At 35.5% G+C, this 15272-nt stretch carries 15 protein-coding genes; 1 reads left to right on the top strand and 14 read right to left on the bottom strand.

Annotated features, from left to right (window positions below; translation table 11 throughout):
• Nucleotides 1-2: 2 nt before the first annotated feature.
• The 13 genes from I6U50_RS03815 to I6U50_RS03755 all read right to left on the bottom strand — a co-directional run bounded on the left by I6U50_RS03815 (nt 3) and on the right by I6U50_RS03755 (nt 14604).
• Nucleotides 3-1250: a restriction endonuclease subunit S gene (locus I6U50_RS03815; RefSeq protein WP_198637919.1), complete on the bottom strand. Its 1248-nt coding sequence runs from the start codon at nt 1248-1250 to the stop codon at nt 3-5.
• Nucleotides 1247-3601 carry a type I restriction-modification system subunit M gene (locus tag I6U50_RS03810; RefSeq protein ID WP_198637918.1) on the bottom strand — a complete coding sequence of 785 codons (2355 nt, stop codon included), beginning with the start codon at nt 3599-3601 and terminating at the stop codon, nt 1247-1249. The genes I6U50_RS03815 and I6U50_RS03810 overlap by 4 nt, the downstream gene beginning before the upstream one ends.
• Nucleotides 3602-4453: a nucleotidyl transferase AbiEii/AbiGii toxin family protein gene (locus I6U50_RS03805; RefSeq protein ID WP_232805874.1), complete on the bottom strand. Its 852-nt coding sequence runs from the start codon at nt 4451-4453 to the stop codon at nt 3602-3604.
• Entirely contained in the window at nt 4434-5435 is a 1002-nt protein-coding gene (locus tag I6U50_RS03800) for a type IV toxin-antitoxin system AbiEi family antitoxin (protein WP_198637917.1), read from the bottom strand. Before I6U50_RS03800 ends, I6U50_RS03805 begins: the two co-directional genes overlap by 20 nt.
• Nucleotides 5436-5666: 231 nt before the next feature.
• The gene (locus tag I6U50_RS03795; protein ID WP_198637916.1) at nt 5667-6878 is read right to left on the bottom strand and encodes a hypothetical protein; all 1212 of its coding nucleotides are present in this window, start codon (nt 6876-6878) and stop codon (nt 5667-5669) included.
• The gene (locus tag I6U50_RS03790; protein ID WP_198637915.1) at nt 6865-7890 is read right to left on the bottom strand and encodes a nucleoid-associated protein; all 1026 of its coding nucleotides are present in this window, start codon (nt 7888-7890) and stop codon (nt 6865-6867) included. The genes I6U50_RS03795 and I6U50_RS03790 overlap by 14 nt, the downstream gene beginning before the upstream one ends.
• A 73-nt stretch (nt 7891-7963) precedes the next feature.
• On the bottom strand, nt 7964-8329 hold the full coding sequence (locus I6U50_RS03785) for a hypothetical protein (RefSeq protein ID WP_198637914.1): 366 nt from the start codon (nt 8327-8329) through the stop codon (nt 7964-7966).
• Nucleotides 8330-8336: 7 nt separating this feature from the next.
• Nucleotides 8337-9170, bottom strand: a complete 834-nt coding sequence (locus tag I6U50_RS03780) for a DUF4138 domain-containing protein (protein ID WP_198637913.1) — start codon at nt 9168-9170, stop codon at nt 8337-8339.
• A gap of 24 nt (nt 9171-9194) precedes the next feature.
• Complete coding sequence (gene traM, locus I6U50_RS03775) at nt 9195-10124, bottom strand: conjugative transposon protein TraM (RefSeq protein ID WP_198637912.1); 930 nt, start codon at nt 10122-10124, stop codon at nt 9195-9197.
• Nucleotides 10125-10148: 24 nt separating this feature from the next.
• On the bottom strand, nt 10149-10766 hold the full coding sequence (locus I6U50_RS03770; protein ID WP_198637911.1) for a conjugal transfer protein TraK: 618 nt from the start codon (nt 10764-10766) through the stop codon (nt 10149-10151).
• A 10-nt stretch (nt 10767-10776) separates the two neighbouring features.
• The gene (locus tag I6U50_RS03765; protein WP_198637910.1) at nt 10777-11619 is read right to left on the bottom strand and encodes a hypothetical protein; all 843 of its coding nucleotides are present in this window, start codon (nt 11617-11619) and stop codon (nt 10777-10779) included.
• A 2-nt stretch (nt 11620-11621) separates the two neighbouring features.
• Nucleotides 11622-12197, bottom strand: a complete 576-nt coding sequence (locus I6U50_RS03760) for a conjugal transfer protein (protein ID WP_198637909.1) — start codon at nt 12195-12197, stop codon at nt 11622-11624.
• A gap of 4 nt (nt 12198-12201) precedes the next feature.
• Nucleotides 12202-14604, bottom strand: coding sequence for a TraG family conjugative transposon ATPase (locus I6U50_RS03755; protein WP_198637908.1), 2403 nt, complete (start codon nt 14602-14604; stop codon nt 12202-12204).
• A 110-nt stretch (nt 14605-14714) separates the two neighbouring features.
• On the opposite strand from I6U50_RS03755, the gene I6U50_RS16065 reads away from it, so the two are divergent.
• Nucleotides 14715-14858 carry a hypothetical protein gene (locus I6U50_RS16065; RefSeq protein WP_198637907.1) on the top strand — a complete coding sequence of 48 codons (144 nt, stop codon included), beginning with the start codon at nt 14715-14717 and terminating at the stop codon, nt 14856-14858.
• Between the two features lie 16 nt (nt 14859-14874).
• Here the strand turns inward: I6U50_RS16065 and I6U50_RS03745 are convergent, their stop codons facing one another.
• On the bottom strand, nt 14875-15162 hold the full coding sequence (locus tag I6U50_RS03745) for a hypothetical protein (protein ID WP_150546526.1): 288 nt from the start codon (nt 15160-15162) through the stop codon (nt 14875-14877).
• Between the last annotated feature and the right edge of the window lie 110 nt (nt 15163-15272).

The following is a 15272-nucleotide window of genomic DNA, read 5'->3' as shown; positions in this document are numbered from 1 at the left end:
ACTTAACTCACTTTAATTTTACCCAACACACAACTATCAATTAAGCTTGCTTTGTATTCTTTTAATTTTATAATAGCCTGCTCTTGTTGCTTAACGGCTTGATTTATTTTTTCAGATTGCGCGTCAATATAATTGACAATTTTTTCTTGTTCTTCTTTAGGAGGGATTGGTATAAGGGTGTTTTTAATATAATCAGGATTTGCTCGTGGCATTTTAGAACCATAAGTGGATGAATCTATTTGATTGATAAACCTGAAGCTTAAAATTATATTTTTTAAAAATTTGTTTGTAAGATTGTCTGAGGAAATAAATGGTAGAAATTCGGAACTACAAAGACCATCGTGATCCGCTAAATATACCTTTGCTAAATAGGGTCTTAATTTACCAAATAATACATCTCCAGATTTGTAAACATTAGCTAAACCTTCGGATTCACTTTCTGTTTCTATTAATTTACCAGACCAAGACTCCACGTTCTCCATACCCAAGTAAGGAAGTTTACTTTCCCTAGCATACAGTTTATCATTTCTAATTTCTGAAACAAACTTCAATCGCTTCACTTCCCAATTTTCGGGAATTTTCCCAATCCAATCTACTCCTGAATTTTTCATAGGCACATTTTCATTCAAACCTCGTGTTACTGCATTTTGTATCAAAGCTTGCTTACGCTCTTTAAGAAACGTAATCATTTTTTCCTTTTGCGCTACGACGGTGTCCAGTTTTCCGCAGGTATCGTCTAAAAAATTGGCGATAGCTTGTTGTTCTTGTTTTGGGGGGAGAGGCATTAGAGAGTAGGAAAGTTGACTAAAACTTATGTTTTTTCCTTGTCTGATACCCACAACACTTGTTTGGAGTTCTGATATAAAACTAATACTCTTAAATAGGTATTTGAAATAGTTATCTTGAGTATTTTGCTTCCACTTTTTTAGCACAGTATATGCTGGACTAATTATTCCATCGTGAAAACAATATTCTAAACCACCTTGAAAAGAACGCAGGCTAATTGCAAAATCACCTTTAGCTATGAATTTAAAAGAATCTAAATTCCCAGAAGGCATTACAGACCTTTCTTCAATCCAATCTCTGGGAATTACACCTCTATTTTGGGTTACGGAAAGCAATTCTTCTTCAGGTTTGCCTTTTATTGAAACATCTCTAAATAAATATTTCATTTTTATAGCTTGCCAATCCTTAGGTATTTTACCCAGCCAATCTACGCCGCTGTCTTTATATGTCGGATAGGTTTTCATACGTTCACGCTGTTTAAAATATCCATAATCAAACCTTCACTTTCGGTTTCCAGTTCGCGTATGTCTATATCAATTTCATCCAGCGGGCGTAAGGGTTTGTGCTGATAGAAATACTTGTTAAAACTGATTTCATACCCAATTTTGGTTTTATCCAAGTCAATCCAAGACTCTTCCACGTGAGGTAAAACTTCCCTTAAAAAATAATCATAAATGGTTTCGTTTAAGGGAACATTTTCATAATCCCGTAAATCACTTTCACTCTCATAAATGGTGTAGGTGCCTTTGTTTCCGCTTGGGAAATACCCGAAATGCGAGAGTTGGTCTGTACTGCAATCCAAATGGGAACAAAGTTTTTCTAATTTTTCACCTTTTAAGATTTTGGTGGCTTTGATGACTTTTTCAGCTTCAGGATCGTAAACACTCACCGCATCCAAAATGGCTTTTTTCTGAGAGTTGCTTAGTTTGATCTCCAATTTTTTGAGTGCCTTGTTGACCTGTTTTGAAAATCGGTTAAAGTCCATAGACACTTCGTCTCCAATAGCTTCATATAATTTGGTAGCGGTATCGACCAAGAATTTAGCATCTTCCCAAGTTTTCTTTGCTGTAAGCTGCGTTTTCTTTTTTGAGCTCAAACTGATGTCATTAGCCTCACACCAGTTTAAGATTTCTGTTTTAATACTGGGCAATTCTGTATAAACCTTTTTACCAAAGGTTTTATAAGCATACTCCATTGGTTCTTGCAATTGGCTGTGGTAGCGTAAACTTTCAATAGCTTCTAATGTAAATTGAGACCGTAAGCGCTTGGGACGTTCAATAGTCACTTTATAATACCCAAAATCTGTATTGTTAAAAATTTTGCTTGCTAATTGGTCGTCTTCCTCTCGTTCTCTTGCTTCTGAATTGAGAAAAGTCTGGGTGATTTCTGCAATATGTGCCGGAGTAAATTCACAATTTTTTTGCCCCAGGTTTTTTCTTAGTTTTTGGTAAAGCGGTTGCGCATCGATGAGTTGTACTTTGCCTTGTCGTTCTTTGGTTTTATTATTGCTAAGCAACCATATGTAAGTGGTAATGCCAGTATTGTAAAATAGGTTATTGGGCAGTTGCACAATGGCTTCCAGCAAATCGTTTTCAATTAAATAACGCCTAATGTTGCTTTCCCCACTGCCTGCATCACCAGTAAAAAGACTACTGCCATTGTGAACACTGGCAATACGGCTTCCCAATGGACTTTGTTTTAGATTTTTCATTTTGGACACCATTTCCATCAAAAACAATAATTGCCCATCGCTGCTTCTAGGAATGGCTTTTTCAGTATCTGTTTCTTGCCAGTAATTGGAAAGTTGAATGGTAAAACGTGGGTCGATAATATCCTTTCCGTCTTTGATGTATTTCTGCTCACTGGCCCAGCTTTTTCCGTAAGGCGGATTTGACAGCATAAAGTCGAAGTTCTTTCCGGAAAATTCATCGGTAGAAAGCGTAGATCCCAATCTGATATTTTGCGGATCGTTGCCCTTAATCATCATATCACTTTTACAAATGGCATAGGTCTCGTCATTGATTTCCTTTCCAAATAAATAGACATCTCCTTTGGCTTGAATTGCACCAGCTTCATCTTTGATGAAATTCTGACTTTCCGTGAGCATTCCGCCACTACCACAGGCCGGGTCGTAAATAGTCATTACGGGTGGGAGTTGGTGCTTAACGGGTTCGAATACCAAATGCGTCATTAATTCAATTACCTCACGTGGTGTAAAGTGCTCTCCGGCTTCTTCGTTATTTTCTTCGTTGAATTTTCGTATGAGTTCCTCAAATACATATCCCATCCCCAAATTGGATAATGCGGGAAGTTTATAGCCATCGGGATCTTCTTTCTCAAATGGAGTTAAGTTAATTCGTGGTGAGGTGAATTTTTCCAGTACATCGAGTAATACATCCTTGGTGGCCATATGTTTAATTTGGCGAACCAAATTAAATTTTGAAATGATTTCCTTAACATTATCGCTAAATCCAAGAATATAGTCTTCAAAATTAGCTAAGAGAATACTCTGATTGTTAGAAGCAGTATCTTTTAGTAATTGAAGTGTCCATTTGCTGGTATTGTAAAATTCATAACCAGCTGCCGTTTTCAGTCCTTCAGATTCCAGCTCTGTAAACCCTGCTTCTACAGTTTGGAACTGGACTTCGTCCATTACTTCTTTCTTCGATGGTTCGAGTAAAGCGTCCAATCGGCGTAAAACAACCATTGGTAGGATAACATCACGATATTTTCCACGTACATATACGTCACGTAAACAATCGTCTGCAATAGACCAGATAAAAGCTATAAGTTTAGAATGCGAATTTTGAGTCATTTATTTTTCGTTTAATCCATTAACTATATTTTGAATGCATTGTAGCACGTCGTCATAGTTTAGGGATTTATGGGTTTCTATAATTTGATTAATCAGTTTACTTTCTTCTTTTTTATCGATTTCTTCGTTCAAGATTTTAAGAATGGAGACTACTGTTTCTGTGTGTTTTTCTAATAATTCCTTGCTATCCTTTCCTAAAAGAACCGCTCCTCCCGTAGTATTTTTGAATGGCTCTTGGCCATATACGGCATCATAATAATGGGTAGCAGCTCTTTCTTCGTGAATTGATAAGTAGTTTTCTAAAATAAAACCTATATCATCGGCATCTTTATTGTTACGCTGGTGGCGATCCTTCCAAGCGATTATTTTCAAAATGAAAATGCCACTGAGTGTTGCAATCTTGATTTCGGTTTCATCGTCTATACGAACGGGCAATGCAGCTTCATTAGCTGCTGTAAAACCTAAAACGGACATCGCTATTTCTTCGTTAGGAGGCCAAAATATTTTGTGCTCTTTTTTCATTATTTCTCCAAAAGGCACAATATCTAATTGGAATTTGTCTTTGTAAATGAAGCGTTGTTTTTGATCTTTATCTTTGGTGAAATTTTCAAGCTTTACAAGCTCCTTTTCAACACTTAACCATTGTTTCCAATTATTCACTGTAATTGCGATATCAAGATCATAGGTTAAGCGACCGGACTGCGCATCGTGTAGTTCCATAATGATATCCCTTGCGGTGGCACCGATCACAAAAAAAGAAATACCCGCTTCTTTGAAGTATTCTGTAAGTTCTACCAGAATAGGTTTCAATAGTGGATGCGTAAATTTCTCGCTAGATATACTGTAGTTCATTCTCTAGTATTTTTTTTGCGGTCTCGATATTTCTTCCATAGCCACTGTTTATTAAATCTGCATACACTAAAAGTGGAGGGGCGGCTTTGTTGTTAGTGTCGCTATCTTTCCAAAATTTTTGTAAGATTTCAACAGTACCGGTTTCACTTGGGATTAAACGCAGTGTTTTTGCGACTTGAGAAAGTTCTAAATCTGTAAATAGGGTAAATTGCTCGGGTCTTAAGTTGTTTGTATAAAGCGCTCCTCCTGGTTCACCTCCCCAAAGAATAGAACCATTTTCTGAATGTAAATTTATAGTGCGCCAGTTTTTTAGTTGTTCCTGATCTATAAAACGCATTCGTTTTCTGAGAATTCGAGGTCTAAGCGTTGCATTAAAATCGACCACCCAACGCTCTAATAATTCTCTTTTATTTTTAAGAACTCGTTTATTACTTGTTTTCAATAAGTAATTTAAGGCTTCAAGTTCAGCCATTACATTGCTTACCGATCCTACGGATACGTCAGCTCGTTCCGAAATTATTCTGTAAGAATCTTGAAGGTTTTCTGGTTTATTTAATAAATGAAAAATAATTTTTAACCCTGTTTCTTGAAAAGCTCGTGATTGATTTGTCTTATCTTTCTTTACATTCTTTTGACCTTCTACGAAAATCGTTAAATCCTTATGCTTTATAAACGCATTGCCGGCAACATCGATATAATTAATACCACGTTCCTTCAATTCCAGGGCTGCTTTTTTTGAAATATATTCAGCTATTAAAATAATAGGTCTGCTACTATTATTTTTCAGTTCTTCTAATTGAGATAAGATAAACCCTTGGTTAGATGTCCGAACAGCAGATTTGCTCTCTACGATAAACGGTGTGTTGTTTACAATCAAAAGTGCATCATAATCAGCTCTATTGCTATCTACCTGAATAGAAACTTTAGTTAGTTCTTCCAGTTTAGAAGCAGCCTCGTAGATGAAGTCGTTATTGCGATACATAGCTCTTTGTGTTCATTATTTAATTTTGTTCAGTGACAATGAACATTCAAATATAGTGAACGTATTTAAAAGAGCAAGCTAATTCCTAACAAATTTGATGAAGTAAGGGGATTTATTAAGAAGTAATGATAATTTTAAACGAGTTTCAAATAATGGAGGTCCTTTTCTTAAAGCTACTTTACAAGTAACCGAATTTTAAGATTAGAAGAAGCGCTATAGAATTTAATAATATCAGCTTGAAGAAAGTAAATCAGATAAATCTAAAATATTAATTTGATGAAGTGTAAATATTATAAATAAACTCAATAAAGAAATTAAAATAAAATAGAGAAAACCTATTATTATACGAAGATTAGTTATCTTATGAGTTATTTTTTTAAAATCATTTTTAAAATCGTCATAAATTACACCATATGATTTTTGAATAATTTCTTCTTCTTGTTTCACGTCTTTTCTTAAGCACTTAATATTATACGCAGTCATATTAAGAACAAGGAAAGCAATTATTGTATAGAGAAAATAAGCTGATAGAATTAAAATTAATAGTGCAGGTTGATCTTTCACTTTATAGCTTGCAAAAATGGTTGCACCAAAGGTTAAAGGGAATGAAATAACTTGCTTTCCTATTGAAGCTATGTTTTTGTCGATTGAATCGAAATACATTCCACGCTCTTCTTTGAATTCAGACTTCACTTTATCAAAAGCAAAATTTGAAACATAGATTTCATAATCTCTTTTTGCTAGGTTTAAAAGTGTATTGTGTTCTTTTATTATTTTATTAAACCTATTTTCTTCTTCAGTATTGTGAACTCCGGTTATTAGTACCTCTTTAAAAAATTGTATAAATTCCTTCTTTTTAAACTCCTTTTGAAAACGATTGAACAAATTATTTAAGTCAAGTTCTTGAAAAAAACTAACCTTTGGTAATTGATAACCTATATTAAATACGCCGTGGGTTTTACTAATAAGAGTAAACTGATTGTCAGTTTCACTAATGTATGGTGTGAACTCAGGAGTATTTAAGAAAAAAAATAATATCTGTTTGTATTCGTGAATATTAAATATTGCCTTATTGGTCTTGTTATAAGTGGCGTTAGGTTTTTTAATTAAGTAGCGCCCATCTGCAGTAATTATGACTATTGTTTGTAAAACAAAGTCTTCTTTCACCTTTTCATATTTTTGTAGGAAATCTTCTACTTTATAAAAAATACTTGTTTTGTTTATCTTACAAGAGGATAATCTAATTTCTAGAGTATCACTTAAAAGAGTATTTACATCATCAAAAATCTTTTCAGCTGCTTCTTTTAATTGAGAAAATTCAACCTCAGTTTTTAATATAAGTTTGCTACCATTATACTCAACTTTTTTATCCTTCAAGTGTTGTTGAGCTATAGTCTCTAAAAATCTATCAATATCCTTATTTCCAGTATTAATATTGTTCATATTGTTTCTGCATAGCTTCAGCTAAATCTTTAGAATTTATTATCACTTTACCATTTTTTATTTGTACTCCATCTTGGCCAAATTTATCATAATCTACATTTATGTTAATTCCAGGAACAGAAGCTTTTATGGAGATAAGTGTTTTCCATTTAGGTGCATCTCTTTTAAATTCCGAATCTATCGTTATACCATTGGAATCTGCAAAGTCTCTGAATGAGTTTTTGTTTTCCTCTCCATAGAAAGTAGAGCCCAATTCAAATAAATTTATACGCTTATCTCTTCTACTATTAACGTGTTCAAAGACAGCTTTATTGAATTCACTTCGCCCAAATAATTCTTTCCCATTTTCATCTAATGGTAATGGGATGGTTTTAATTATGTTAATCATATTTTCAGTGTTGACTGAATTTTTAATTAAACCTGCTGCTAAGATCCAGTCTTTAAAATATTCAGAAACTTCCCCATCTTGTTGAGTAGTAATCAAAGCTAAATAATTTCTGTCATCAGAATTCGAATTATAAATAGTAAAATTAAGCCGAACTCCCATAGCAATCTTTTCAATATTAATATTCTCAGTACTATCTAGAATATATGTTCCATTCTTCTTAATAATATTAATTCCAGATTTTTTTCGTAATAATATAACACCTAAATATCTTTGGTTATCGATAGTGTAGTCCGAAAATAAGTAGTACCCACCTTTGGCAAAAGGTTCTTTTTTTACTTTGTCTTTTAACAAGTCCAAAGAATGCGTGAAATTAGTAAATTTATCTTCAGAGGGTTCACTAATATATTTTTGGAGCGTAATGGTAAATTTATTTTCTTCATCCTCTTTAAAAGAAGCGTTTTTAAGGCTTGGACTTGTATTAATTGCTTTATGGACTTGTTCGGTTAGGTTTAAAGCAAATTCATTCTTTTCGAGAGGTTCCTTAGAATAATCAATTTCAGCCTCCATTTTTTTTGGTTCCTTTTCCAAATAATGAATAGCTATTTCTCTAATTTTTATTTCCATATAGTGGTTTTTCTAGTTAAAAACCACTAAAATATTCAAAATCAGGCTATAATTAAAAATTTTTGTTAAAATATTAAAACGGCCCTCTATCCTTCGGTCCATTATGGGTAACATTCCATTGACCATCTTCCTTGACCAATTTAAAGATACCAGGTTTGGGGTCGTAGGATGTTGAATACTTAATCCAGGTTATCTCACCTTCTTTTTGTTCATCCACGACCTTAAAATGAGATTCAGAATTTTTATCCTCGGTAAACATTTCTTGTATACTGGAAAGATTTGCATACCCGGATTTTGTAGTATATTCCTTTAAAGTTGTCTTATCACCGTGATAAAAGCTGTCAGCTACGATTTTGGCGGTTTCTGAAGGTGATAAATCTTGTTTTCCGGCACAAGAGAGAAATAATACTACTAAAGAAAAAACTGCTATTTTTTTCATAACAATGTTAATTTGGATTATTGATGAATCTATGCGAGACCTTTAATTTTAGGTTCCGTTCCCCGTTCTTCTCATTGAGCTCTATAACTGCCCTGCGATCATTTCCTATTGAGAATTTTGGCAATATGTAAACCAACCTCACTGTTTCGTTTTCTTTTACTTTTGAGGGCAAATTATATTTAAAAACTGGTTCTTGATAAAGTCGTTGTAAAGACTTCTTTTTGCCCTTTTTTCTTGTCTCAACCGATAATTTCAGGAAGTTGAGGTCATAATCCAATGAAGATTTGTTTTCAACCTGAATTACGAAATAAAGTTCCTCCTTGTCAAAAACAATATTTTCAACACTTAATATGACGCCTTCGTTCCTTTTTTTGAGTCGCCCAATCCGTTGTTTTCGATTATTTAGATAAGAACAAAATTCATTGTAATAATAGGTTCTGTTATCTATTGTGTCTTCACGTTTAACAATAGTAGTTGAATCAGCAACAATAGGTTTTTCATTACCGATGCTTTTAGACGTTGGTATAAAATAATTCAGCCGATCCAGCTTTTTCCTATACTTTACAATATACGAAAAAACAGAACCATTTTTGTTGACTACCAAAAGATTGCTTTCTTTTCCGGGCTTTGCCTGGAGCAATCCGAAATATTGTCCTTTGTCACGGTTATAGGTAAAGACAAAGTTTTCAGATCCTGTTATTCCTTGGCGGATAGGTTCTGGGAAGAACAATGCTACATTTTTTTGATCATTCGCATAAATGGTATCAAGTCGAAAAGATGTTTGTGCTGTAGTAAGAATTGTACCAAACAGGAATATTGAGATAAGAATAAAATTTTTCATAAGAATAGGTTTAATGTTTTGAGTCTATAATTTAGGTTTAAGGATGAGCCTGTAATTGTTAAGCACGGTGACCTTAATATTGCGGTTATTGCGCTGGAATATCTTTTTAAAACCACCTACTTGTGGCACACCGGCAATATTGATATCATCCACCATATCACCGATAACCTCAGTTGAAACCTGGGCGCGAAAGTTGTTTTCTACATAAACCCCTTCGTTTCCGTCTTGAAGATCGAAGGCTTTTAATTTGGTTGGATGATTCTTGATATTTTCGATTTCTATTAAAACCCGGTTGGGCTGAAAACTAATAAAACCGTAGATAGGGGTGTTTTTTGGAATCTGTTTGCTGTTAATGGTAGCGGCTTTGGTCAAGCGCATCCGTAAACGGGAATTGGCTTTGACCACTTGGTCGCCATCCACAACTGCATAAATCAAGGCATCGGTACTACCGGAAACTGAAATATCACTTTCTTTCGGATCTGAGGCAAAGAACAACTGATGTTCCAGTCCCATTTCTTTAGCAGCAATTTTTTGTTCCGCTTTTATTTCTGCAGAGTCCACAACCTTTTCAACCTTGGGAGAAGCTTTCCTATCACCAATATGCTGATAATTTTGTTTGGAATACTTGATTTTCCCTGCGGAGTAGATACTATCCACAATACGTTCTTTTTCATTTTCGGCGAAGTCCTCATCGTAAAAACCAAGGGAATCAATCAGTTTTTCGTCATAGATGCTGGGGGCATTGGTTTCACGTACTTCTTTTAGGTCGTTGATGGCATCCAGTTTGGAATCATATTCCTTTTGGTCTTCTTCCAGTGCAGGAACCGATGTTTCTTTTAGGTTTGTATCTTCACTTTTATCATCGCCCATTACCATAATAGAATAGGAGATCAGGAAAATGACTACTACGGCGAGTACTGCCGCAAAAACTATTTTATTTTTTTCTATCTTCATAATCATTGGTTTTTTAAATACCCATTATCGGTTTTCATCGTTTAGTTTTTTAAGCGACTTTTCGAAGTAATCGGTGATGAGTAATCCGTGCGGATTGTTGGGGAAGTTTCGGTCTACGGTAATCAGGTTTCCGGTGGAGACCAATTGATAGGTGTCGATGATCGATCCCCGGTTGATCTCAAAAATGGTAACCGTCCTGAAGGTATAAGCCCCGTTTTTTTCTTCGATTTTCGAATCGATACTCAATACTTTTTGAACTAGGGAATATTGCAAAAGTCGATTGTAAACACCATCTGCCTTTTTTTGGCGATATAAATTATCCACAGTACTATTGCCCAGCCACAGTGCTTTTTCTAAATTCTTTTCATAATTGCTTGCATCAATATTGTAGAAATAATTATGGAAGAGTTGTAAATGCGCCAAGGCCTCTACTTTAAAATTTTCTTTTTGGGTAACAAGCTTTAAAGGGATGATACTGCCATCGGTGTTGATGGCAAAAGCATTGTTCAGGGCCTTTTTATGGGTTGAGAATGCCATCCATAAAGCAAAAATATTGGAAAGCAAGCTGCACACGATCAAAGCCAAAACGATGAACCGGTTAATTTTCAAGACAGTATAGATATTTTTATAATATGTTTTCATTGAGCATTAATTAATTGGTAAATAATCTAAGCGTAAAGGAAGTCGCACGGCGGTACAATTTGAACTTCAGAAAAACAATGAACCCAATTGACCCGAGTTGTACCACAGGGGCGAATATTCCCTGGCTGACATCTGAACCAAATAGGTTGGTCCAAAAACTAGTATTGATCTCGGTATAGAGCGCATTGACAAAAACATTCACCAGAAAGAAAGCAGGCACTAACATATAAACCGCGGCATAAAGTTTAAAAAATGTATACGCCAGTGAGCGGAATTTTTCAAAAACGGCCAAGCTGATAACCAATGGGAAAAACGCCTGCATTATTCCGAGAAGGAAAAAGCGTTCAGCCAAGAATAATGGATAGATAAATAAATCAAGAATCCATAAAATAACACCTCCAATAAAAGCGATTAACTTGAAACCATATAATGGGGTGACTAAGGCTTCATAAAGCAATGTCATTGCATTTTTAGCAGCATCTATTAGATTTACATCTTCTTCAATAGGAATATCTTGCATCTGCAAGGGGAGCAAAGCGGGAGCTGTGTCTCTATATTGTCCTTCGATGGAAACAAGAATACTATCAAAAAAGCCCAATACTTGTGTGGAAAAAATAACTAAGACGACAACCGCAAAATTCTTGGCGAGTTCCGCCGGGCTCAATCCCCAAGTATAGCCATCTTTATCAGCTACGCCCTCATTATATTTTTTTAGAATATTAATCAGGAAGAAAAGTACCGCAAGGGTTTTCATTCCGCCAATGGTATATTGGGAAAAATCACTGTTTTGAATGGTCTGAAAAACGGTGTCCACATATTCAAGACCAATTCCTAAAATAATTACCGCATTCATAATCAATATCCTGTTTCCCTGTTATTGATTTTATCCTGCATTTTCCGAAAGGAAATAATCTCCCGGTAACGTTTGGTTTTCACCCTTATGTTGGAGACCATTTCCTTCGATTCCATTTCTTTTTGCTTTAGGATTTCAGCGCGATCGGCGTCACTCATTTTTAGGTAATCGCTGGACAATACCTGGTCAATAAAATCCATTGTTTCCAAAGAATTATCTATAATGCTGTTGAAGGATTCCGTGACCCGGTTAATCTCATCGGGTTTGATATAGGGAGAGTTTAAAATATCCTGAAGGTCATTTTGCATCACATTGATGAGCCGCTGATTGTTTTGTCCTATTTCTTGCACTGCTTTTAATTGCTTCACGACATTATTGACCTTTTCAAGGTTTTCCTTTTGGGTTTTCAGAAATTTTACGGTCTTTACAAGATTGGAAGTCTGTTTTGCAGACTCAACAAGTGATTTTACCAAGCTTACAAAGTTGGTATTGTCATAAACGGGCATCCCTTGGCACGCAGCGCGGGTAGGCAAGAAAAGGATGATTACTGTTGCAACGATTAAAATTTTTGTCTTCATAATATTATGTTTTAGAGGTGAATTCTTTTATAGCCATTTCCATATCTTGTGTCTTTTTATAAATGGCCATTATGGCCTCATTTTCCTGTCCATCGGTCAAGTAAGCGGCATATACTTCCTTCGGGACTTCCAGCCGGAAAATGTTACTTTCCTTTCCGATTTTGATAAACATTTCGGTGTACTTGCGTGATCCGGAAAGGTTATTCTTGATGGATTTTAATTGATTCAAATCGTGACTAGAAAGGTTGAGCCGCCTGACCAGTTCGTCATAACCTTTTTCATTGTTCAGGCTATAAATGACCTGTGTGTTTTCGAGAATACTTGCGGAAGTGGAATTGTTCGGAAGTTGATTAATGGATTGTAGAATGATACCAATCGCACCATTTTGTTTCCGGATTGCTTGATAGTAGAACTCGACACTTTCGAGTACATCGTCAAACTTCAGTTGCTTGGCGAACTCATCGAACAGGATGATTCCTTTTTCAGCACGATTCTTCCAGATGGTTCGTTGAATGGCCGATTTGATCAGCTTCAACATTACGGACAGGATTTCTTTATTATCCTTTACTTCGTCCAGTTCAAAAACAATAAGGCGCTTATCCTCGATTTTGTATGTCTGGTCTTCACTAACTTCAAAAAGGAAACTATATAGACCATCGCCAACATACTCCGACATTACGTGTAAAAAGCTGGTAATATTGAAGTAGTCAGGATGGATTTTAAGGGTGTCAAGAAGGTCTTTCTGATTGCTTTCAATAAAGTTGTAAAAACCATCCAGCGAGTGATTTTCTAAAACACTATGGTAATAATGGCGTAATATCTTTTTTACGGAAACCGATTGTGCCTTGGTCACCTTTAAATCAGAAGCAAACAGTTCAAAGAGAAATACCGACAAATCTTCAAGGCGTTCCGGTGTCAGGTCATTGGTATCGCTAATGTAAAATGGATTGATGCCCAAGTTTTTTCCGCTTTCGTAGCGGAGTACGGTGTACTCATCAGGATAAAGTTTGGCAAATTTGGTATACGAACCACCCAAATCGATAATGACCAAGCGCACACCACTCTCAAAATATTGGCGCAGGATGTTATTAGCCAAAAAAGATTTCCCTTCACCTGTCGGGGCGAAAATGGCAAAATTTCGTGCCTTGATGCGCTTTTTTTGCTCGTCCCAGACATCTTTAAGAACAGGAATATTATGTTCCCTATCGTTAAAAATAATTCCAGTAGTATCCGATTTATAGTTACTGTTGTTAATGAACAGACAGAGTGCGTGTTTCAGGTCCGTTACATACAAATCGTTATTCGAAAAATTAGAAGAAAAACAGCAGTAGCTGTTCAGAATATAATTCTTCCGTTCCTCACCCCTTGGGTAATAGGGAATAATGTCCAATTCTTTAAACTCCGTTTTAATTTTAGAGCTGATACGGCTAAGGTTCGCAACATTTTTATCCCAGAAAATGATGTTTAAGTGTCCGCGTATAATCCGGGCATTGTCATCGACATTTATCTGATCCAGAATGTGCTGAATTTTTCCAAGAACCACTTTGTTTTGCGAACCGAAATTAGAACTCTTGTTGAGCTCTTCGACTTTCTTATCAAGTAACTTGCGCCACTTGTGTTTGTCATCCAAGTATAAGATTTGGTTGATAATATGATTCTCATTTAGCGTAAGCCCTAAACCATCAATAAACCCTTGATGAAATACAAAATCGTCAGAAGTGAATTTATCATTGGTTTTGCTACTCTGTACACTTTCGCCAAAGCACAGTTCGCTGTTGATGGCAAGGGCATCAAAATAGTTTTCGCCTATATTGACGTTTTTCTTGTCCAGTATGATATCGGTGTCAAAACTTTCATTGAAGCCATTGAAATATCCCTTGGTTATCGTTTGAATTTCTTTAGCGTCAAGTGGGAGAAATTTCATTTTCCGACTATTATTGATAAAGGAAACTGAATCACTTACGGCGTTTATAAAACGCTGTACATTATCATCCAATTCTTGTATGATACCCTTTGAAACCTTGCGGAAAGGATTGACATATTTAGGATTGTTCAGCGCTTTATTTTTGGTCAGGGTGAAAAAGAGATAGCATTTGTGGTCAATATACTCGCGGCCTTTAAAATGATCGTGTGTGGCCTTTTCCAAAAATGTTTTATTGGAAAGCTGTTCAGAGGTATAGGACTTTCTAAGGTAGAGATCCTGTTTATGAACTACTGTTCCGATGGGCAACGATTTTAATGCTTGAAACCAGGCACCGTGCATATCTTCAAAGTCTTTTTCCGACAATGAATAGATTTCAGGTAGATTTCCTTCATAGCATAAAACCACATTACCATTATTGGCAAATAGGATATTGTCCTGAATGTCCGCAAGGGGTTGATAGGTAGAAAGGTTAATCTTATTCATAATCGAGACCGGAATTTCGTTTATTACTGATGCTTTTTGGGAAAGTTTTCGCCATTTGGAATAGCTGTGGATTGTTTGTGACTCGGGTCAAGGCGATATATAAGACTGAATTGAGAACCAATACGCCAATGATCACTCCAAAACTAAACGAGAAGATAATGACCAATAAAGAAGTAATTATGGAAATCATCATCACCGCAAACAGGGATATAGGCAATCCAAAAATGACTGCCCTTTTCCTGATGTTTTTATAGACCTCGAACCGTTTCATTATACTACGATTCCGATTAGGTATGTGAAAATACCCACTACTGCACCCGCAATAAGGACAAAGACAAGCACACGGGTAATTCCTTTTTTTAGATCTGCATTCTCTCCAAAAAAGTGACCAGCATTAAAAAGAAAGCCGATTAAGAAAATTACTCCCAGGATTATGGGGAAAATAGTTCTAATGGTATTCGAAACATCATCAACAGAATCTTCAATGCCGCCAATTTGTGCAAAAAGAGAACTTGAGAGAAGCGAAAGACAGGTCGCTAGGTAAATTGATTTTTTCATAACGGAACGGTTTAAATTTTTGATTCGTTTTCGTTATGAGAAAAGTACATATATTTGTGTTTAAAATACTGTAAATCAAATTATTGTGGATAAAATATTATTTAGTTTAA

This window comes from Salegentibacter maritimus (genome assembly GCF_016236975.1).
In the GTDB taxonomy this organism is placed as follows: domain Bacteria; phylum Bacteroidota; class Bacteroidia; order Flavobacteriales; family Flavobacteriaceae; genus Salegentibacter; species Salegentibacter maritimus.
The sequence above is the reverse complement of the archived record's forward strand: the minus strand, read 5'-3'. Positions and strand labels throughout refer to the sequence as shown.

Excerpts from the sequence above, each read along its gene's own strand:
- I6U50_RS03815 (WP_198637919.1), bottom strand. The coding sequence starts at position 1,250 with ATGAAAACCTATCCGACATATAAAGACAGCGGCGTAGATTGGCTGGGT.
- I6U50_RS03810 (WP_198637918.1), bottom strand. The coding sequence starts at position 3,601 with ATGACTCAAAATTCGCATTCTAAACTTATAGCTTTTATCTGGTCTATT.
- I6U50_RS03805 (WP_232805874.1), bottom strand. The coding sequence starts at position 4,453 with ATGAACTACAGTATATCTAGCGAGAAATTTACGCATCCACTATTGAAA.
- I6U50_RS03800 (WP_198637917.1), bottom strand. The coding sequence starts at position 5,435 with ATGTATCGCAATAACGACTTCATCTACGAGGCTGCTTCTAAACTGGAA.
- I6U50_RS03795 (WP_198637916.1), bottom strand. The coding sequence starts at position 6,878 with ATGAACAATATTAATACTGGAAATAAGGATATTGATAGATTTTTAGAG.
- I6U50_RS03790 (WP_198637915.1), bottom strand. The coding sequence starts at position 7,890 with ATGGAAATAAAAATTAGAGAAATAGCTATTCATTATTTGGAAAAGGAA.
- I6U50_RS03785 (WP_198637914.1), bottom strand. The coding sequence starts at position 8,329 with ATGAAAAAAATAGCAGTTTTTTCTTTAGTAGTATTATTTCTCTCTTGT.
- I6U50_RS03780 (WP_198637913.1), bottom strand. The coding sequence starts at position 9,170 with ATGAAAAATTTTATTCTTATCTCAATATTCCTGTTTGGTACAATTCTT.
- traM (WP_198637912.1), bottom strand. The coding sequence starts at position 10,124 with ATGAAGATAGAAAAAAATAAAATAGTTTTTGCGGCAGTACTCGCCGTA.
- I6U50_RS03770 (WP_198637911.1), bottom strand. The coding sequence starts at position 10,766 with ATGAAAACATATTATAAAAATATCTATACTGTCTTGAAAATTAACCGG.
- I6U50_RS03765 (WP_198637910.1), bottom strand. The coding sequence starts at position 11,619 with ATGAATGCGGTAATTATTTTAGGAATTGGTCTTGAATATGTGGACACC.
- I6U50_RS03760 (WP_198637909.1), bottom strand. The coding sequence starts at position 12,197 with ATGAAGACAAAAATTTTAATCGTTGCAACAGTAATCATCCTTTTCTTG.
- I6U50_RS03755 (WP_198637908.1), bottom strand. The coding sequence starts at position 14,604 with ATGAATAAGATTAACCTTTCTACCTATCAACCCCTTGCGGACATTCAG.
- I6U50_RS03745 (WP_150546526.1), bottom strand. The coding sequence starts at position 15,162 with ATGAAAAAATCAATTTACCTAGCGACCTGTCTTTCGCTTCTCTCAAGT.